Raw genomic sequence first — 18,324 nt, 5'->3', positions numbered from 1 at the left:
GAAGGGGCAGAGTCAGGAGCGTCCGGCGAGGTGGCGTCGGGCGTAGCCGACGACAGCCGCCAGGGTCAGCGGGCCCCAGAGGAGGATCGGCAGGTAGGCAGCGACCATGAGGGCGAGCGCGCTGCCGTGCACCGTGTACTGGTCGGGTCGCGCCCCGCCGAGCAGCTGACCGGCGAGCGTGACGGTGAAGAGCCAGGTCACCAGGAGGCCGCCGAGCGTCCCGAGGATCACTGGGAGCCACCTCGGGATGTCGATGCCGGCGAGGCGCTCCCCCCACGGTCGGACGAGCCCGACGACGAGCCACCCGCAGAGGACCTGGACGATGCTCAGCCCGACGACGTAGCCCGGCTCGTCTGCATGGAGGGCACGGAGCTCGGCAGTGCCAGGGAGTGCCCCCACGAGCATGAGGAGGCGCCACACCGCGGACGGGACGGTGCACGCAAAGGCGGCCCACGCCGCGACCTGCTCCCACCGCTGCGGGCGTCTCGCGGTCGACGGGCGGTCGGTGCCTGGAGAGCGTGCGGCGCCTGTGGAGCGGGCGAGGGGCTGGCTCGACATCATGTCGTCCAGCGTGGCCTCGCCGGTGCGGGCCCACCATGGGGGTAGCCCCCTCGTGACGCCCCCTGAGCGCCCGCCCCCGCCCAGCGGAACGAGCGGCCCCCTGATTGCTCGTTCCCCCTCAGTGCTGGTTCCCTTCAGTGCGCGTCCCCGCCCAGGGGAACGAGCCCCTCCCTCGTGCCACGATCGACCCGTGTGCGTGCTCGTCGTCGATGGTGCCAACGTCGTGGGCTCAGTCCCGGACGGGTGGTGGCGCGACCGGGCAACGGCGGCCGCGCGGCTCCACCACCACCTCACGTCCGCGGAGCTGCCGTACGAGCGGGTAGTCCTCGTCCTCGAGGGTCAGGCGCGAAGGCGGGTCCCCGAGGGGACGACGGCGGTCGGCGAGCTGAGTGCCGTCGAGACCGTCCATGCTCCGAGGGAGGGCGACGATGAGATCGTCGCCCGATGCGTGTCCGCCGTGGAGGGCGGTCAGGAGGTGACTGTTGCAACGGCGGACCGAGGGTTGCTCGCTCGGCTCGACGGGCTGGGCGTCGAGGTGGTCGGGCCGCGGTCCGTCCGCCACTGACCTCTCCACGGGCCTCTCCGCCACTGAACTCGCGGGGGAGTGGACGGCGTCTCAGAAGGGCGGTGAGCCGAGCGCGGCGTCGACGCGCTCGAGGGGAGCCCCGGCCTCGAGAGGGTTCGTCTGAACCTTGACTGCCGCGACTGCTCCCGACTCGACAGTTCCCGACTCGACGGGCGCGTGCGCGGTGGGCCAGGTGACGCGTCGGGTGCCGCCGGGGCTGGTCCACTCGGCGTGGCCGTCGGGGTGGAGGGTGTAGGTCCAGCCGGGGGAGTGCTTGACGCGGTGGTGGTGGCGGCAGAGGGGTCCGAGGTTCTCGGCGCTGGTCGGGCCGTCTGGGTAGGGGTTGGCGTGGTCGAGGTCGCAGGCGATGGCTGGTCGGTCGCAGCCGTACATGCGGCAGCGGGTGTCGCGGAGGCGGACGAGGCGTTTCATCGAGGGTGGGGGGACGTAGCCGGTGACGGAGGTCTCCAGGACGGTGCCTTCGTCGGGGTCGAGGAGGGCTCGGGTGATGCGGGTGTCGAGTCGTTGGGTGAGTGTCTGGACGACGGAGCCGGGGATCCACCCGATCCGGGGGATCTCGATGCCGCCGAGCCAGGGCGTCTGGCGCGCGTCCCCGTTGGTGGGAACGACGGGGCCACCGGGTGGGCCCTCTCGCTCGTCCCCGTTGGTGGGAACGGGTCCGAGGGGTGAGCTCGACGGATCGTGGACGAGGGCTAGGCCGAGGGTGATGTGGGTGCTGACCTCGACGCCGCGCAGGGCGAGGTCGGTCAGGGCTTGGGCGCGGGCGGGGCCGGCGAGCAGGTTGGGTTCGTCGCGTTGGAGGGCGGCGGCGTGCTCGTCGATGGCGGACTTCAGGACCAGGGCCGCCTCGCTGGGGAGGGTGGCGACGAGCTCGGTGGTGCCGAGGTCGCCGGGGTAGGTGCGGACGTCGGTGCGTTCGGTCCGGTTGACGCGTGCCTTCTCCTCGCGCCAGCCGGGGTCGATGCGGTCGAGGACCCGGCGACTGGCCTGGGCGAGGTCGTGCCGGTCGAGGGCCTCGATGCGCGGGGTCTCCGTGCCGCGCTTGGGTGCCAGGACGTGCTCGACGACCGCTGCCACCGCTTCGGGCGAAGCGCCCGCGGTCTCGTCCGCGACGAGACGCAGCGTCTGCTCGGGAACTCCACCGTCGAGCAGCGGCTGGATCAGGGGGTCGAGATGGTCGGCCAGCCGCACGGCCAGAACCGCCCGGACACCCGCCTGATGGTCCGAGCAGCCCAGGACGAAGGCGATCTCGTCGACCGCCATCTCGGCCACCTCACCCGCCGGGCCACGGGTCTGGCGCACCTCACCGGTGTCCGGGTCACGAGCATGACCCCGGCGGGCCAGCTCGGCCAACACCGCGAGCTGCGCCGCGTCCGCAGCTCGACGGACCCGCTCGATCGCGGCGGTGGCTGCGGCCAGCCGCTCGACGTCCTGCGAGGGGCCGAGGGTCATGGCGGTGAACGCCGCCACCTTCATCCCCTTATGGATCTTCTCGCACAAAGTCTCGATCTCCTCGAACATGCGTTCGATTTTGTCGCAGGGGTGTGACAGCGCTGGGCGAGACCGGGAGGCTCGTTCCCGTGCGCGAGAACAAAGCCGTTGCTGAGGCCGAGACAGGCGGCGATGATCGCTCCGTCATCTCCGGTGCGCGACCTCCTGGACGGCCGGGCGAGCATCGGGTAGTGGGTCGACCCCGCCCAGCGTGGCAGGTCGCCCGGGGCGAGCGCCGAGACATGTACCGCTCCGCGAAGGTGCGCTGATGACCCGGGTGACCCCGGCGCCTTCACCCTCGATACGCCACTCCGCAACTCCACCCCTCGACGGCATCGCGACATCTCCCATGGACGGGGTCCCAGAAGTCGTCGTCGCTCATGGCTTCGATCCTGCCAGCCCGATTGCAGTCGGACGGCAGCCGTGCGCCAGCGGCTCAGTGTGGTGCCGCCTGCTGTACGGCTCGGCGGATCCCCGGCAGCATCGCCCAGCGCGTCACGACGAAGGGGTGAACCTCAAGCGTCGGGTCGTCGAAGGCCATCGCGAAGGGGGTCGGGTCGGCGATCTCGACACCCACTTCCTCCCTGCACTCGCGGACGACCGCCTGCTCGGGCGTCTCGCCCGGCTCGACGTGGCCGCCGACGAGGTCCCAGCAGTCGGGGTACCTGCCGGTCCGGGTGGCGGTGCGCCAGGAGCGCGCGGCCGTCCCGCACGAGGAGGGCAACGGCGATCCGGGTCATGCCGTCGATGCTTGCACGACGGTCCCGGTCCCAGGGAACAAACCCCCTTCGGCCGTAGTTGAGCCAGACGTACTCAACTTTTCGGCTTTGAAGTTGCGCAGGTCCGACTGACCTTCGTACCGTGAGCCGAGAGAACTCAACCCCGATCGAAGGGGGCGCCCGCCCCCTTCGCCTCGAACGCACAAGGAGCGCCCCATGGCACGTGCCGTCGGCATCGACCTCGGTACCACCAACTCTGCTGTCGCCGTCCTCGAAGGTGGCGAGCCCACGATCATCGCGAACGCCGAAGGCGGACGCACCACCCCCTCGGTCGTCGCCTTCTCCAAGGGCGGCGAGGTCCTCGTCGGCGAGATCGCCAAGCGTCAGGCCGTGACGAACGCCGACCGCACCATCCGCTCGGTCAAGCGTCACATGGGCACCGACTGGACCTCCGACGACATCGACGGCAAGAAGTACACCGCCCAGGAGATCAGCGCGCGCACGCTCATGAAGCTCAAGCGCGACGCCGAGGCCTACCTCGGTGAGGACGTCACCGACGCGGTCATCACCGTCCCCGCGTACTTCGACGACCACGAGCGCCAGGCCACCAAGGAGGCCGGCGAGATCGCTGGCCTCAACGTCCTGCGCATCGTCAACGAGCCGACCGCGGCCGCCCTGGCCTACGGCCTCGACAAGGGCAAGGAGGACGAGCTCATCCTCGTCTTCGACCTCGGTGGCGGCACCTTCGACGTCTCGCTCCTCGAGGTCGGCAAGGACGCCGAGGACGGCTTCGCGACCATCCAGGTCCGCGCCACCTCCGGTGACAACGCCCTGGGTGGCGACGACTGGGACGACCGCATCGTCCAGCATCTCCTCACCTCGGTGAAGAACAACACCGGCGTCGACCTGTCGAACGACAAGATCGCCATGCAGCGCCTCAAGGACGCCGCCGAGCAGGCGAAGAAGGAGCTCTCCTCGAGCTCGTCGACGTCGATCAACCTCCAGTACCTGTCGATGGGCGAGAACGGCCCCATCCACCTCGACGAGACGCTGACCCGTGCCCAGTTCGAGCAGATGACCAAGGACCTCCTCGACCGGACGAAGCAGCCCTTCGAGAACGTCATCCGGGACGCCGGCGTCTCCCTCAGCGAGATCGACCACGTCGTCCTCGTCGGCGGCTCCACCCGCATGCCCGCCGTCTCCGCGCTCGTCAAGGAGATGACCGGCGGCAAGGAACCCAACAAGGGCGTCAACCCGGACGAGGTCGTCGCGCTCGGCGCCGCCCTCCAGGCCGGTGTCCTCAAGGGTGAGCGCAAGGACGTCCTGCTCATCGACGTCACCCCGCTCTCGCTCGGCATCGAGACCAAGGGCGGCCTCTTCACCAAGCTCATCGAGCGCAACACGGCGATCCCGACGAAGCGGTCCGAGGTCTTCTCGACCGCCGAGGACAACCAGCCGTCGGTGCTCATCCAGGTCTTCCAGGGCGAGCGCGAGATCGCGCAGCAGAACAAGCCGCTGGGCACCTTCGAGCTCTCCGGCATCGCCCCGGCCCCCCGTGGCGTGCCGCAGATCGAGGTCACCTTCGACATCGACGCCAACGGCATCGTCAACGTCTCCGCGAAGGACCGCGGCACCGGCCAGGAGCAGAAGATCACCATCTCGGGCGGCAGCGCGCTGTCCAAGGAGGAGATCGAGCGCATGGTCAAGGAGGCCGAGGCCCACGCCGAGGAGGACAAGCAGCGCCGTGAGGAGACCGAGGCCCGCAACACCGCGGAGAACCTCGTCTACTCGACGGAGAAGTTCCTCACCGACAGCGGCGACAAGCTGAGCGACGACCAGCGCAAGCCCGTCGACGACGCGCTCGCCGACCTCAAGGAGGCCCTCAAGCCCGAGTCCGGCGTCTCCGCCGCGGACCTCAGCAAGAAGGTCGACACCCTCAACGAGGAGTCGCAGAAGATGGGCGCCGCCCTCTACGCGGCCTCCGCCGAGCAGGGCGAGTCCGGCGACGTCCCCGGCGGCGAGCCCGGCACCGCGGACGCCGGCTCCGCGACCGGCGGTGACGACGACGTCGTCGACGCCGAGGTCGTCGAGGACGACGAGGAGACCAAGTGAGCGACCCGACGAGCAACCCCCAGCCCGAGGACGTCGTCCACGACGCCGACGGTGACGCGGTGAACGTCGAGGCCGTGAACGACGGCGAGTCGGTCCCGGGCGGTCAGCCCGGGGCCGGCACCGACGGCTCCCCGTCTGGGGCGAACGACCAGGCGGCCACCGCGGGCGAAGGGGGGTCCACCCCTTCGTCCGAGGAGGCGGGCCCCGCCGCCGCCATGGTCACCCTCGACGAGCACCAGCGGCTCATGGCCGAGTACGTCAACTACAAGCGCCGGGTCGACCGTGACCGTGCGGACATCCAGCAGCGCGCCATCGGGGACGTCCTCGAGTCGCTCCTGCCGGTGCTCGACGAGATCAACCTCGCCCGTGAGCACGGCGACCTCGCCGAGGGGCCCTTCCGGTCCATCGCCGACAAGCTCGAGGGCTCGCTGGGTCGCTACGGCCTGGAGCGCTTCGGTGCCGTCGGTGAGGCCTTCGACCCGATGCTCCACGAGGCCCTCATGCACGCCCCCTGGGACGCGAGCAACGAGGATCTCCCCAAGGACGCGACGAGCACGACCGTCGTCGTCGTCATGCAGCCCGGCTACCGTGCCGGCGAGCGGGTCATCCGCGCCGCCCGCGTCGCCGTCGCTGACCCCGAGTAGGACCCGCGAGATTGACGCGACACGCGCGCGGGAGCATGCCGCAGTGCGTGTCGTGTCAATCTCGGCGGTAGGACATCACCGAGAGGAGGAGGACCCAGATGGCTAGCCAGGACTGGTTCGAGAAGGACTTCTACGCGATCCTCGGCGTCTCGCAGGGCGCTGACGCCGCGGAGATCAAGAAGGCGTACCGCAAGCTCGCCAAGCAGCACCACCCCGACCGCAACCCGGGCGACACCGCGGCGGAGCAGAAGTTCAAGGACGTCGGCGAGGCCCACGCGGTCCTCTCCGACCCTGAGCAGCGCCGCGAGTACGACGCGGTCCGCTCGATGGCGCGCGGTGGCGCCCGCTTCACCGCCGGCGGGCCCGGTGGGGGCAACGGCGGCTTCGAGGACGTCTTCTCGTCGATGTTCGGCGGGGGAGGCGGCGGTGGCAGCCGCGTGCGCTACTCGACCGGCGGTGGATTCCCCGGCGGCGGGGGTGGCGCCGAGCCCGACCTCGAAGACATCCTCTCGATGTTCGGCCAGGGCGGCGGGTCCCCCTTCGGCGGCGCCCCCGGCGGCCAGGGTGCGGGTTTCCGCGCCCCCCGCGGCCCGCAGAAGGGCGCGGACCTCACCGCCCGCACGACCCTCCCGTTCCGCGACGCGGTGACCGGCTCGACCGTCACGCTGTCGGCGGACGGTGAGCGGATCACCGCCAAGATCCCCGCCGGCGTCAAGGACGGCCAGAAGATCCGCCTGCGCGGCAAGGGCGCACCCAGCCGCACCGGCGGCGACCGGGGGGACCTCATCCTCACCGTCACCGTGCAGCCGCACCCCGTCTTCGGACGGGACGGCGACAACCTCACCGTCGACCTGCCCGTGAGCTTCGCCGAGGCCGCCCTCGGCGCGACCGTCCAGGTCCCCACCCTCGACGGCACGACGGTCAAGGTCAGGGTCGCCCCGGGCACCCCGAGCGGGCGCGTCCTGCGGGTCAAGGGTCGTGGCGTGCCGGCGAAGAAGGGCACGGGCGACCTCCTCGCCAAGGTCTCCGTCGTCGTCCCGACCGAGCTCACCGACGAGCAGCGCGCTGCCGTCGAGACGCTCTCGCAGGACGCCGCCGACCCGCGCGCCGACCTGCTGGCGCGCGCGGGGGAGTAGCGATGGCCGGGGTGCACGGCTTCAGCCCGGACGACGAGACCCCGGTCTTCGTCATCTCGGTCGCGGCCGAGCTCGCCGGCATGCACGCGCAGACCCTGCGGCAGTACGACCGGATGGGCCTCGTCACCCCGTCGCGCACGCGCGGCGGGGGACGGCGCTACTCCGCCGCCGACGTCGCCCGGCTCCGCGAGGTCCAGCGGCTCTCCCAGGAGGAGGGCGTCTCGCTCGCCGCGATCCAGCGGATCTTCGAGCTCGAGCACCAGGTCGAGGCGCTCCGCGCCCGCGTGAGCGAGCTGACCGAGGAGCTCGACACCGCCCGCGCCCAGCTCGGTCAGGGCTCGCGCTTCTTCGCCGTCGGCTCGGCCGGCGAGATCGTCGCGCTGCGCCACGGGCAGCGACCTCGGCCCCGGTCGGCCTCGCAGGCACTCATCCTCTACGACCCGCGTCGCTGAGCCGGCTGACCCTGAGCCGCCGCTGAGCCGTCGCCGACTCAGAACGCGCGCTGCTGAGGCACCGCCAGCCACCGCTCGGCGTGCAGCCGCTTGAGCCCCTCGGCGGGGTAGACCGGCTCGGGCCACTTCGGGTGGGTGCGGTCGCCGTCGTACTCGCCGCGCAGCCGGCGTCGAACGAGCGGGACGACCTCCTCGCGGACGAAGGTCACCTCCGCCTCGACCGCCGACCGCCAGTCGCGCGGCTCGTGCGGCAGGAGGTCGCGCAGGTTGAGCGTGTGCGGCACCCCGATCGCGTCGGCGACGAGGGCGGCCATCCGCTTGTGCCCCCACCGCGACATGTGGATCCGGTCCGCCGCCCACAGCGACGGGTGCTCGAACTCCCGCATCTGCGCGTGGTCGACGAGCGTCGCTCCGTGCGTGGCGGCCAGCTCACGGACCCTCTCGTTGTACGTGAGCACGCGCCGCACGAGCGGGCTGAGCAGTCGCGTCGTGCGGATGTCGAAGGCGGTGAAGACCACGACCTCCGCCCCCGACCCGGCGAGCCGGACGAGCGCGGCCTCGTAGCGCTCCATCAGCTGGTCGAGGTCGGCGCGCAGCACGAGCAGGTCGTTGCCCCCGGCGAAGAAGGTCACGTGCGTCGGCTCCATCGCGAGCGCCGCGTCGAGCTGGTCGTCGACGATCTGGTCGAGGAACTTGCTGCGGATCGCGAGGTTCGCGTAGCGCCACCGCTCGTCGGCCCGGCCGAGCTGACGGGCCAGCCGGTCGGCCCAGCCCCGGACCGCGTTGGGGTAGTGGAGATGCGGGTCGCCCACGCCCTCGGTGAAGGAGTCGCCGACGGCGACGAGCAGACCAGCCATGTCATGGTCATGTCATCGCGTCGGCCGGGTCGGTTTCAAGCGGGCGAAGGGGGGTCCGCCGAGTCTTCGTCGGGTGTTCACCGGCGCGCTTCCCTGGCAGGGTGGGTCCATGCCCCGACCCATGGACGCCGCCTCCCGCTTCGACCGTCGCAACACCCCGCTGACCCGGCTCCTCGACGCCGTCCCCGACGACGCGTGGGACCGCCCTTCGCCGTGCGCGGGGTGGAGCGCCGCCGACGTCGTGCAGCACATGATCGACACGCAGCGCACCTTCATGCTCCAGGCCGGCGCCTCGATGCCGAACCCCGAGCCCAAGGTCACCGACGGGCCGGCGACGGCCTGGCGCACCCACGCCGAGGCGGTTGCCCGGGCCCTCGCCGACGACCGGATCGGCGAGAAGCCGCACGAGACCCCCTTCGGCACCTCGACGGTCGGTGACGTCTTCGACGCGTTCTACGGCTTCGACCTCGTCGTCCACCGGTGGGACGTGGCGCGGGCGACCGGCGTCGATGCGCGGCTCACCGACGACGAGCTCGACGCGATCGAGGAGGCGGCGGGGCAGTGGGGCGAGCAGCTGTACGCCGAGGGCGTGTGCGCCGACCCCGTCGAGGTCGGCGCCGACGAGCCGCGCGAGGTGCGGGTGCTCGCCCGCCTCGGGCGCGACGCGCGATAGCTCTCAGCGCCGCGCGGTGACCAGGTGCTGCAGCCGCGGCCGGTGGCCGGGAGCGGCACCGAACCGCTCGTCGGCCGCGAGGACCTCGGTGAGCTCGCGGACGGCGACCTCGCGGAAGCCTGCGGCCCGTACCGCCTCGACGGTCGGCACGATCGACGTCGCCCGGGCCAGCGGCAGGTCGTCGAGGACCGCGCCGTAGGACGCGACGAACTCCGGCGGGGACTCGTCGAGCCCGTCGGTGAACCACGTGCTGTCGACGAGCGCGAGCACCCCGCCGGGCCGGAGCGCCTCCCGCCAGCGGGTCATCGCGCCGACCGGGTCGCGCAGCGTCCACGCGAGGTAGCGGCTGGTGACCGCGTCGAGGCTCTCGGCCCGCACGTCCGGGTCGACGGCATCGCCGAGGACGAAGGTCGGCGTGGGCCGCCCCGCTGCCCGAGCCTCGCGGGCGTGCTCCTCCGCGACCGCGAGCATCCCCGCGGACGCGTCGAGGCCGATGACATCGTGGCCGAGCTCGGCGATGAGGAGGGCGGCGTGCCCGGTGCCGGTGCCGAGGTCGAGTACCTGCGCCGGCGGCTGAGGCAGCGCCCCCGACCAGATCCGTGACCACATCGCGCGGTCCTCGTCCCACCGCTCGGGACGTCGCTGACCGGCGTCGTAGGCGCCGGCTCGGTGGGTCCAGTAGTCGTCGAGACACGGCTGGAGGCCCGGGTCGGTCTGGACGGTCGTGCCGGGCCTGGGGTTCATGCGGTCTCCTCGAAGGTGGGGCGGAGGGGGGTGTAGAGCAGGTGCACCTGGCCGTCGCGGTCGAGCCGGTCGACGCCGATGCCGTAGACCCTGCTGAGCAGGTCAGGGTCGAGGACCTCGGAGACCGTCCCGGCGCCGGCGACCTGGCCGCGGTCGAGCAGGACGAGGTCGTCGCAGTAGGCGGCCGCGAGGTTGAGGTCGTGGAGGACGACGACGGTGGTGCGCCCGAGTCCTCGCAGGAGCGAGAGGACCTCGTGCTGGTAGCGGATGTCGAGGTGGTTCGTCGGCTCGTCGAGGAGGAGATGGCCGGCCTCCTGGGCGAGGGCACGGGCGATGAGGACGCGCTGCCGCTCACCGCCGGAGAGCTCGGCGAGGTCACGCCGGGCGAGGTGCAGGGCACCGACCCGGGTGAGCGCGGCGCGAGCGGCGTCGTGGTCCTCGGTCCGGGCGGCGACGAAGCCGCCGAGGTGGACGGTGCGCCCGAGCAGGACCATCTCGGCGGCGGTGAGGGCCGTCTCGCCGCCACCCTCCTGGACGACGACTGCGACCTCACGGGCGACGTCGGCCGGACGGATCTCGTCGAGCGAGCGTCCGTCGAGAGCGACGCCGCCGGCCTGGGGTCGGAGCCCGCCGTGGAGGCAGCGGAGCAGCGTGGTCTTGCCGGAGCCGTTCGGCCCGATGAGCCCGAGGACCCGGCCGGGGCGGGCCTGCAGGCTCACCTCGCGCAGCACCGGGGCGCTCCGGTAGGCGAAGGTCAGGCCGCGTGCCTCGATCACGGCGTGCCTGCGACGTGCTCGATGATCCGCTCCAGCCCGTCGACGGCCAGCGGGCTCGGGGGCTCGGTGAAGTTGAAGAGCTGGGTGATGACATCGCCCTCGCGGACCGCGGTGAGCCGAGCAGCACCGGGCAGACGGGTGATGGCCTCCTCGACCTGCGCCGGGTCGCCGTCGGAGTGGAGCAGGACGAGCACGTCAGGGTCCTCCGCGAGCAGGCTCTCGGTCGTCACCTCGAAGACCCGCTCGTCGACATCGGCGTAGACGTTGCGCAGGCCGGCGGCCTCGAGCTGCGGGTCGGCCATCGAGCGGTTGCCGTAGGCGTAGGTCGTGCCGCCGCCGACGGTGGGGTAGAGGACGGCCGCGGTGCGCGGCTCCCCGGTGCCCGGGTCCCCCTTCGGCGCAGACCTGGTGACCTCCGCGACCCGCTCCTGGAGGGCGGCGACCGCCTGCTCCGCCTCCTCATCGCGGTGGAAGACCCGGCCGAAGTCCCGCATCTCCGCGTAGACCTCGTCGAAGGACGGTTGGGGGGCATCCTTCGGGCACAGCCCGCCGACCTCGAGCATCGGGATGCCGACGGCGCCGAGCGAGGCGCGGTCGAGGTTGTCGATGTGCCCGAGGACGAGGTCGGGCTCGCGCTCGACGACCGCCTCCTTGGAGATGAGCAGGTGCCCGCTCGTGTCGAGCCGGTCGGTGAGCGACTCGATCGCGGCGACCTCCGCCGTCGTGTCGTCGTCGTAGTAGCCCTCCGGGTAGGCGCCGGCCTTGGCGCTCACGTGGTCGAGCACCCCGAGCGCGTCGAGGTAGGGCACCCAGGCACTCTTGAGCATGACGACGTTGCGCGGCTCGGCCTCGAAGGTCACCTCGTCGCCGCAGTTCTCGATGGTCACGGGGTAGTGACCGTCGTCGGCCCTCGTCGGGGCCCCGCTCGTCGGCTCGGCGGAGCCGCAGGCGGCGAGCAGCCCGGCGGCGACCGTCAGCGCGGTGACGGTCCCGGCGTGGCGCCAGGGGCGAAGGGGCATGAGGCTCTCCTGGGTCAGGTGGACGAGACGTGCATCCGGCGGATGAGCACGAGGAGGAAGGGCGCGCCGACGAGGCTGGTGAGGATCCCGATGGGGATCTCCTGCGGCTGGAGGAGGGTCCGGGCGACGACGTCGGCCCAGATGAGCAGGATCGCGCCCATGAGGGCGGCGACCGGGACGACGACCCGGTGCGACGACCCGACGGCGCGGCGGGCAAGGTGGGGGACGACGAGCCCGACGAAGCCGATGCTCCCCGCGGCCGAGACGACGACCCCGATGCACAGCGAGACGAGGACGAGGAGGCGTACCCGGAGCGCGTCTGGCGCCAGCCCGAGGGTCTGCGCGGTCTCGTCCCCGATGGCGAGGGCATCGAGACGTCGGCCGGCGTGGGTCAGGGCGAGCACGGTGGCGATCACGACGACGCCGACGATGACGAGTGGCGCGCTCCACGACGCGAGCCCGAGCGAGCCGAGCAGCCAGAAGAGCACCGACCGGGAGCCCTCGGCGGAGTCGGCGGCGAAGATGAGGAAGCTCGTCAGGGCGTAGAGGGCGTAGCCGACGGCGACCCCGGCGAGCAGCAGCCGGATCGACGTGACCCGTCCGCCGGACCGGGCGACGACGAGCACGAGCAGCGACGCGAGCAGCGCCCCGGCGAAGGCGCTCGCAGGCAGGGCGTGCTGGCCGAGCCCGGCCCCCACGCCGAAGAGGATCGCCGCGGCCGCGCCGCTGGAGGCGCCCGAGCTCACCCCGAGGAGGTACGGGTCGGCGAGGACGTTGCGGACCATCGCCTGGAGCGCGACGCCGCTCACCGCGAGCCCGGCGCCGACCCCTGCGCCGAGCAGCACGCGGGGCAGCCGGACGTCCCAGATGATGCCGTCGCGCGCCGGGCTCCACGTCATCTCCCCGATGCCGAAGAGGTGGTGCCCGATGATCCGCGAGGTCGTGGATGCAGGGACGGTCACGGCGCCGATGCCGACGGCGACGACGAGGGTGAGGAGGAGCCCGAGGCTCAGCCCGGCGAGCCACCACGCGCTGCGGCGACCGCGGGCGCGGACCCCGAGGTCGTCCCGGGGCACCGCGGCGCTGCGCTCCTGCGTCGTGCTCACGGTGGTTCTCCTGGGGCCGGGTGGGTAGTTCTCCGCCGGGGGCGGCAGATGCAAATGACTCGCAAGAGCGACCGTATCTCGTCGGCGCCGCCAAGCGCTCATCCGGACCGATCGGCGCGGTGCTTCCCCTCGACGCGCCCGGCCTGGGACGATACGGCCCATGACCGAGCACCTCATCGTCCTGCCGGACCGCGACGACGCCGAGCGCATCGCCGACGAGCTGCGTGACGAGGGCTTCACCACGGTGCGGGTCGTCCGTGAGGCGCTCGCCGGCGAGGACGACTCCGAGGCGCACGAGTGGGCGATCTACGTCCGCGAGGAGATGGTCGACGACCCGACGGGCGCGACCGGCAAGGGTCTCGGAGAGCGGTTCGCCGCGCTCGCCGACGAGCACGACGGCTGGTACGACGAGCCGAAGGGGTCTGCAGGGCCGCCGGCATGAGCGGCGCCGGCCAGCACCGCCGAGACCACCCACCCGGGTCGGGTCTCTCGGAGCGCGCCCGATCCCGCCGCGTCCGCCGCTTCTACCTCCTCCTCGCGGCGAGCACGCTCGTCCCCGGCCTCGGCCTCATCCCGTCACGCCGTCGGACCGGCCGGGTGATCCTCGGGGCCTTCGTCGTCGGGCTCGTCGGGGTGGTCGCCTACGCCCTGGCGAAGGGGGTGACCGCCTCGGTCCTGCGCGTCGGGGTGAGCCGGGAGGCGCTGGCCTGGGTCGTCCCCGCCCTGCTCGTCGGGGCGGCCGCCTGGGTCTACGGGATCGTCATGACCGCCCGGGACAACCTGCCGCGCGAGGTGGTCGGCCGTCGTCGGGTCGCGATGCTCGCCGTCGCCTCGCTCGCCGTCCTCCTCGTCGCGGCCCCGGCCGCCCAGGCGACCCGGTACGCGCTCATCCAGCGCTCGCTCATCGCCGACGTCTTCTCCGCGATCCGGCCCGACGGTGCTGCCGCGCCCGGCGAGGGTGAGGACCCCTGGGCCGACGTCGACCACGTCAACGTCCTCCTCGTCGGCTCCGACGCCGGCCCCGGCCGCACCGGCGTGCGCCCCGACTCGACGATGGTCGCGAGCATCGACACCGACACCGGCCGGACGGTGCTCTTCGGGATCCCGCGCAACCTGCAGAACATCCCCTTCGGGTCCGACAGCCCCCTGCGCGCCATCTACCCCGACGGCTACAGCTGCGGCTCGGAGTGCCTCTTCGAGTACGTGTGGACCCTCGGGACCGAGCACGCCGACCTCTTCCCGGGTGACGCCAGTCCCGGCCTGACCGTGACCAAGGACGCGGCCAGCCAGGTCCTCGGGCTGAAGATCGACTACTCGACGATCATCGACCTCAAGGGATTCACCGAGCTCGTCGATGCGATGGGCGGCGTCGAGATCGACGTCAAGGAGCGCGTCTGCATCGGCTGCAAGGTCGAGGGCGGCGTCGTCGTCGGCACGACCGGCTACATCGAGCCCGGGGTGCAGCGGCTCGACGGGTTCCACGCGCTCTGGTACTCGCGCTCGCGCGCCGACAGCCGCGACGGCGACTTCTCCCGCATGCGCCGTCAGCGGTGCATGGTCGGGGCCCTGATCAACCAGGTGAACCCCGTCGAGATGCTGCGGCGCTACCCCGCGCTGGCCGCCGTCCTCCGCGACAACGTCGCCGTCGACATCCCCCAGGCGGACCTGCCCGCCTGGGCGATGCTCGTCGAGCGCATCCAGGACGGCGGCGCGATCAAGTCGCTCCCGCTGACCAACCGCAACATCGACGTCACCGCGCCCGACTACGCGGCGATCCACCAGATGGTCCGCGAGGCGGTCGACCCCAGCCTCAGACCGCCGGCGCCGAGCACGTCGACGACCACGACCACCCCTTCGCCGTCCGACCCGTCGTCCTCACCGACGACCGAGGAGCCGACCGACGAGCTGAGCGACATCACCGCCACCTGCTGACGCAACATCTGAGGAGCCCCATGGAAGCCACCGAGTTCGACGCGATCCTCGACGCGGTCCGGACGTTCGTGGAGCGCGAGGTCGTGCCTGCCGAGGACGAGATCGAGGAGACCGATGCGATCCCCGCGCGTATCCGCACCGCTGCCGCGGCGATGGGCCTCTTCGGGTACGCGCTCCCGGAGGAGTACGGCGGCCTGGGTCTGACGATGTCCGAGGAGGTGCGGCTGGCGATGGTCATCGGCCGGACCACCCCGGCCTTCCGCTCGATGTTCGGGACCAACAACGGCATCGCCGGGCAGGTGCTCGTGAACTTCGGCACCGACGCGCAGAAGGCGAGGTACCTGCCCGGGCTGGCGGCCGGAGAGCTCGTCGCCTCCTTCGCGCTCACCGAGCCGGACGCCGGCTCCGACCCCTCCGGCCTGCGGACACGGGCGGTCAAGGACGGCGACGGCTACGTCATCAACGGCCAGAAGCGCTTCATCACCAACGCGCCGGAGGCGGACCTCTTCATGGTGTTCGCCCGCACCGGGGACGCCACGGAGGGCGCGAAGGGGATCTCGGTCTTCGTCGTCGACGCCACGCTGCCCGGCGTGACGGTGGGGCCGTCCGACGCGAAGATGGGGCAGCGCGGGGCGCACACCGCGGAGGTCTCCCTCGAGGACGTCCGGGTCGCCGCGGACGCCCTCGTCGGTGGGGTCGAGGGAGACGGCTTCGTCGCGGCCATGCGTTCGCTGGCCAAGGGGCGACTGCACATCGCGGGTCTCAGCGTGGGCCTGGCCGAGCGGCTCGTCGAGGAGTCGCTCACCCATGCGGTCAACCAGACCCAGGGCGGCACCCGGATCGCCGACTTCCAGCTCGTCCAGGCGATGCTCGCCGACAGCAAGACCGAGACCTCCGCCGGGCGGGCCCTCGTGCTCGAGGCGGCCCGCGCCTACGACGACGGCAGCGACACCCGCACCGGACCCTCGTGCGCCAAGCTCTTCTGCACCGAGATGGTCGACCGCGTCGCCGACCGCGCGGTGCAGATCCACGGCGGCCTCGGCTACATGCAGGACGTCAAGGTCTCGCGCTTCTACCGCGACGCCCGGCTCTTCCGCCTCTACGAGGGGACGAGCGAGATCCAGAAGACGATCATCGCCAAGCAGATGGTGCGTGGCGCGACCCGCTGACCTATCAGCCGAGCAGGTCCACGCTCCCGTGGTCGCCGACCCGGGACGCGAGCGCCGCGAGATGGTCAGACGTCGAGCCGAAGGTCCGGCTGATCTCGGTGAGCCGCCCCGACAGGTGACCGACCGGGTACTCGGCCGTCACCCCGATGCCGCCGTGCATCTGGATGGCCTCCTGGCTGATGACCCGCGCCGCCTTGTTGACGGCCACCCGGCAGCGCAGCAGGCCGTCGAGCTCGAGGCCGTGCTCCGAGTCGTCCGCGAGCATCGCCGCGTAGAGCGCGGCGCTGCGGCCCAGCTCGAGCTGGGCGTACATGTCGGCCGCCCGGTGCGTCAGCGTCTGGAAGGCGGCGAGCTTGCGACCGAACTGCTCCCGCGTGCCGAGGTACTCGGCGGTCATCCGCAGCGCGTCCTCCATCGCACCGAGCGCCTCGGCGCCGAGGACGACGCCGCCGAGCGCGACGGCCTCGGTCAGGGCGACGTCCGCGTCCGCGCCGGTGCCGAGCAAGGTGGCCGCGGTCCCCTCGAGCACGACCTCGTCGCTCTCGACCGTCGACGCGTCGACGAGGAAGAGGCCGGTCTGACCGTCGACGCTCGCCGTGACGACGAGGTGGGTCGCGCCGGAGGCGTAGCGCACGGGGGCCTTGGTGCCGGTGAGGGTCCAGCTGTCGCCTGCCTGCGTCGCCGTCGTCTCGGCCGGCTCACCCCATGCGCGCAGCGGCTCGGCGATCGAGGGGACGGGGATGACGGCGCCCTCGGTGACGCCGCCGATGATCTCGCCGCGGACCTCGTCGGAGGCGAGCCGGGCGACGACCGCCGTCGCGACGCACACCTCGGCGATCGGGGTCTGCAGCCGCGCGCGACCGAGCTCGGTGACCGCGGCCGCGAGGTCGGCCCAGGTGGCCCCGAGGCCGCCGTCCTCCTCGGCCCACGGCAGGCCGGCGAGGCCGACCTCGGCGAGGGCCTGCCACAGCCCGCTGTCGAGCGAAGGGGGAGCCGCGGCCCGCCCTGCCTCGGCGGCGGGGTCGCCGTGGCGGCCGGCGACGGCACGGACCGCCTCGGCGAGGGCCTTCGAGTCGTCGGTGATGGTGAAGTCCATGGCTCAGCCCTTCAGCTTCAGGATGGTGGAGGCGATGATGCCGCGCTGGACCTCGCTCGACCCGCCGTAGATGGTCGCCTTGCGGTAGTTGAGGTACGTCGGCACGGTGCGTGAGGCCCAGTCGGGCACGGCGTCGAGCTCGTCCCAGGACAGCGCCATCGGGCCGGCCACGTCGATCGCGAGCTCGAGCACCTCCTGCTGGAGCTGGCTGCCCTGGAGCTTGAGGATCGAGCTGGCCGGGTTGGGGCGTCCGTCGGTCGAGCCGCCGGAGACCCGGATGACGGTCAGCTCGAGCGCGGCGAGGTCGGCCTCCAGCTCGGCGATCCGTGCGGCGACGACGGCGTCGTCGAGCAGGGTGCCCTCGCCCTTGCGGATCGTCCGGGCGTGCTCCTTGAGGTCGGCCAGCCAGCGCTTGATGAGACCGGTGCTCGCGACCCCCACCCGCTCGTTGCCGAGGAGGAACTTCGCGTAGTCCCAGCCCTTGTTCTCCTCGCCGACGAGCTGGTCGGCGGGCACCCGGACGTCGTCGAAGAAGACCTCGTTGACCTCGACGTCCCCGTCGAGGGTGCGGATCGGGCGGATCGTCACGCCCGGGCTCGACATGTCGAGGAGGAGGAAGGAGATGCCGGCCTGCGGCTTGGGCGCGTCCGGGTCGGTACGGACGAGGACGAACATCCAGTCAGCGTGCTGGCCGAGCGTCGTCCACGTCTTCTGCCCGTTGACCACGTACTCGTCGCCGTCCCGGCGGGCGGTCGTGCGCAGGGACGCGAGGTCGGAGCCGGAGCCCGGCTCGGAGAAGCCCTGGCACCACCAGATGTCGAGCGAGGCGGTCTTCGGCAGGAACCGCTCCTTGAGCTCCTGCGAGCCGAAGGCCGCGATGACCGGACCGACCATCGAGGTGTTGAAGGGCAGCGGCGGCGGGACCGCGGCCGCCTGCATCTCGCTGTTCCAGATGTGCTTCTGCAGGTCCGTCCAGTCCTGGCCGCCCCACTCCGTGGGCCAGCCCGGCACGGCGAGCCCGGCCTCGTGCAGCGTCGCCTGCGAGCGACGGATGTCCTCGGGGTCGAGCCGCTCACCGGCGGCCTGCTTCTCGCGCAGGTCGGCGGGGAACTCCTCGGTGAAATAGGTCCGCATCCGCTGGCGGAAGTCGTCGTCGGCATCGGAGAGGCGTCGGTGCATGGCTCGAACATAGTGCGACGACACCCCCTCCGTCACGAGAACGAAGGGGGTGCCGTCAGCGGTGCGTGAAAA

The 18,324-nt window shown here is 72.2% G+C and carries 19 protein-coding genes; 9 read left to right on the top strand and 10 right to left on the bottom strand.

The window, feature by feature from the left end:
• Positions 1 to 12: 12 nt before the first annotated feature.
• A complete protein-coding gene (locus tag JNO54_RS01140) occupies positions 13 to 558 on the bottom strand; it encodes a hypothetical protein (protein WP_204142238.1) in 546 nt (181 codons plus the stop codon).
• 193 nt (positions 559 to 751) lie between these two features.
• Between JNO54_RS01140 and JNO54_RS01135 the strand changes: the two genes are divergently transcribed.
• Positions 752 to 1,126, top strand: a complete 375-nt coding sequence (locus JNO54_RS01135) for a hypothetical protein (RefSeq protein WP_204142237.1) — start codon at positions 752 to 754, stop codon at positions 1,124 to 1,126.
• A 51-nt stretch (positions 1,127 to 1,177) separates the two neighbouring features.
• On the opposite strand, the gene JNO54_RS01130 is transcribed toward JNO54_RS01135, so the two are convergent.
• Complete coding sequence (locus JNO54_RS01130) at positions 1,178 to 2,668, bottom strand: HNH endonuclease signature motif containing protein (protein ID WP_204142236.1); 1,491 nt, start codon at positions 2,666 to 2,668, stop codon at positions 1,178 to 1,180.
• A 406-nt stretch (positions 2,669 to 3,074) separates the two neighbouring features.
• A complete protein-coding gene (locus JNO54_RS01125) occupies positions 3,075 to 3,362 on the bottom strand; it encodes an NUDIX domain-containing protein (RefSeq protein WP_233703137.1) in 288 nt (95 codons plus the stop codon).
• A 211-nt stretch (positions 3,363 to 3,573) separates the two neighbouring features.
• Between JNO54_RS01125 and dnaK the strand changes: the two genes are divergently transcribed.
• From dnaK to JNO54_RS01105, 4 genes are all read left to right on the top strand, one after another.
• A complete protein-coding gene (dnaK, locus tag JNO54_RS01120; protein WP_204142235.1) occupies positions 3,574 to 5,469 on the top strand; it encodes a molecular chaperone DnaK in 1,896 nt (631 codons plus the stop codon).
• Positions 5,466 to 6,113, top strand: coding sequence for a nucleotide exchange factor GrpE (locus JNO54_RS14860; protein ID WP_307817994.1), 648 nt, complete (start codon positions 5,466 to 5,468; stop codon positions 6,111 to 6,113). Before dnaK ends, JNO54_RS14860 begins: the two co-directional genes overlap by 4 nt.
• A 98-nt stretch (positions 6,114 to 6,211) precedes the next feature.
• Entirely contained in the window at positions 6,212 to 7,249 is a 1,038-nt protein-coding gene (locus JNO54_RS01110) for a DnaJ C-terminal domain-containing protein (protein ID WP_204142234.1), read from the top strand.
• Positions 7,250 to 7,251: 2 nt separating this feature from the next.
• Complete coding sequence (locus JNO54_RS01105) at positions 7,252 to 7,701, top strand: heat shock protein transcriptional repressor HspR (RefSeq protein WP_204142233.1); 450 nt, start codon at positions 7,252 to 7,254, stop codon at positions 7,699 to 7,701.
• A 38-nt stretch (positions 7,702 to 7,739) separates the two neighbouring features.
• Here JNO54_RS01105 and JNO54_RS01100 read toward each other — a convergent pair whose 3' ends face one another.
• The gene (locus tag JNO54_RS01100; protein ID WP_204142232.1) at positions 7,740 to 8,558 is read right to left on the bottom strand and encodes an SGNH/GDSL hydrolase family protein; all 819 of its coding nucleotides are present in this window, start codon (positions 8,556 to 8,558) and stop codon (positions 7,740 to 7,742) included.
• Positions 8,559 to 8,667: 109 nt separating this feature from the next.
• Here JNO54_RS01100 and JNO54_RS01095 point away from each other — a divergent pair, with 109 nt between their 5' ends.
• Positions 8,668 to 9,231 (top strand): TIGR03086 family metal-binding protein, encoded by a 564-nt coding sequence (locus JNO54_RS01095; protein WP_204142231.1) that lies wholly within the window; start codon positions 8,668 to 8,670, stop codon positions 9,229 to 9,231.
• Between the two features lie 3 nt (positions 9,232 to 9,234).
• Here the strand turns inward: JNO54_RS01095 and JNO54_RS01090 are convergent, their stop codons facing one another.
• Genes JNO54_RS01090 through JNO54_RS01075 form a run of 4 tightly spaced genes read right to left on the bottom strand, consistent with a single transcriptional unit; the run spans position 9,235 to position 12,876 of the window.
• Complete coding sequence (locus tag JNO54_RS01090; RefSeq protein WP_204142230.1) at positions 9,235 to 9,975, bottom strand: class I SAM-dependent methyltransferase; 741 nt, start codon at positions 9,973 to 9,975, stop codon at positions 9,235 to 9,237.
• Entirely contained in the window at positions 9,972 to 10,751 is a 780-nt protein-coding gene (locus tag JNO54_RS01085) for an ABC transporter ATP-binding protein (RefSeq protein WP_204142229.1), read from the bottom strand. The genes JNO54_RS01090 and JNO54_RS01085 overlap by 4 nt, the downstream gene beginning before the upstream one ends.
• Complete coding sequence (locus JNO54_RS01080) at positions 10,748 to 11,770, bottom strand: ABC transporter substrate-binding protein (RefSeq protein ID WP_204142228.1); 1,023 nt, start codon at positions 11,768 to 11,770, stop codon at positions 10,748 to 10,750. The genes JNO54_RS01085 and JNO54_RS01080 overlap by 4 nt, the downstream gene beginning before the upstream one ends.
• A 14-nt stretch (positions 11,771 to 11,784) precedes the next feature.
• Complete coding sequence (locus tag JNO54_RS01075) at positions 11,785 to 12,876, bottom strand: FecCD family ABC transporter permease (protein WP_307817993.1); 1,092 nt, start codon at positions 12,874 to 12,876, stop codon at positions 11,785 to 11,787.
• A 160-nt stretch (positions 12,877 to 13,036) separates the two neighbouring features.
• On the opposite strand from JNO54_RS01075, the gene JNO54_RS01070 reads away from it, so the two are divergent.
• Genes JNO54_RS01070 through JNO54_RS01060 form a run of 3 tightly spaced genes read left to right on the top strand, consistent with a single transcriptional unit; the run spans position 13,037 to position 15,977 of the window.
• Positions 13,037 to 13,318 (top strand): ribonuclease E inhibitor RraB, encoded by a 282-nt coding sequence (locus tag JNO54_RS01070; protein WP_204142226.1) that lies wholly within the window; start codon positions 13,037 to 13,039, stop codon positions 13,316 to 13,318.
• Positions 13,315 to 14,808 (top strand): LCP family protein, encoded by a 1,494-nt coding sequence (locus tag JNO54_RS01065; protein WP_204142225.1) that lies wholly within the window; start codon positions 13,315 to 13,317, stop codon positions 14,806 to 14,808. Before JNO54_RS01070 ends, JNO54_RS01065 begins: the two co-directional genes overlap by 4 nt.
• 20 nt (positions 14,809 to 14,828) lie before the next feature.
• A complete protein-coding gene (locus tag JNO54_RS01060; protein WP_204142224.1) occupies positions 14,829 to 15,977 on the top strand; it encodes an acyl-CoA dehydrogenase family protein in 1,149 nt (382 codons plus the stop codon).
• Positions 15,978 to 15,981: 4 nt separating this feature from the next.
• Here the strand turns inward: JNO54_RS01060 and JNO54_RS01055 are convergent, their stop codons facing one another.
• Both JNO54_RS01055 and JNO54_RS01050 read right to left on the bottom strand, forming a co-directional pair.
• Positions 15,982 to 17,073 carry an acyl-CoA dehydrogenase family protein gene (locus JNO54_RS01055; protein WP_204142223.1) on the bottom strand — a complete coding sequence of 364 codons (1,092 nt, stop codon included), beginning with the start codon at positions 17,071 to 17,073 and terminating at the stop codon, positions 15,982 to 15,984.
• 3 nt (positions 17,074 to 17,076) lie between these two features.
• Positions 17,077 to 18,252: an acyl-CoA dehydrogenase family protein gene (locus JNO54_RS01050; protein WP_204142222.1), complete on the bottom strand. Its 1,176-nt coding sequence runs from the start codon at positions 18,250 to 18,252 to the stop codon at positions 17,077 to 17,079.
• Positions 18,253 to 18,324: the final 72 nt, after the last annotated feature.

The sequence above is a fragment of the Janibacter endophyticus genome (genome assembly GCF_016888335.1).
Taxonomy (GTDB): domain Bacteria; phylum Actinomycetota; class Actinomycetes; order Actinomycetales; family Dermatophilaceae; genus Marihabitans; species Marihabitans endophyticum.
This window is presented reverse-complemented; position numbering and strand designations above follow the sequence as displayed.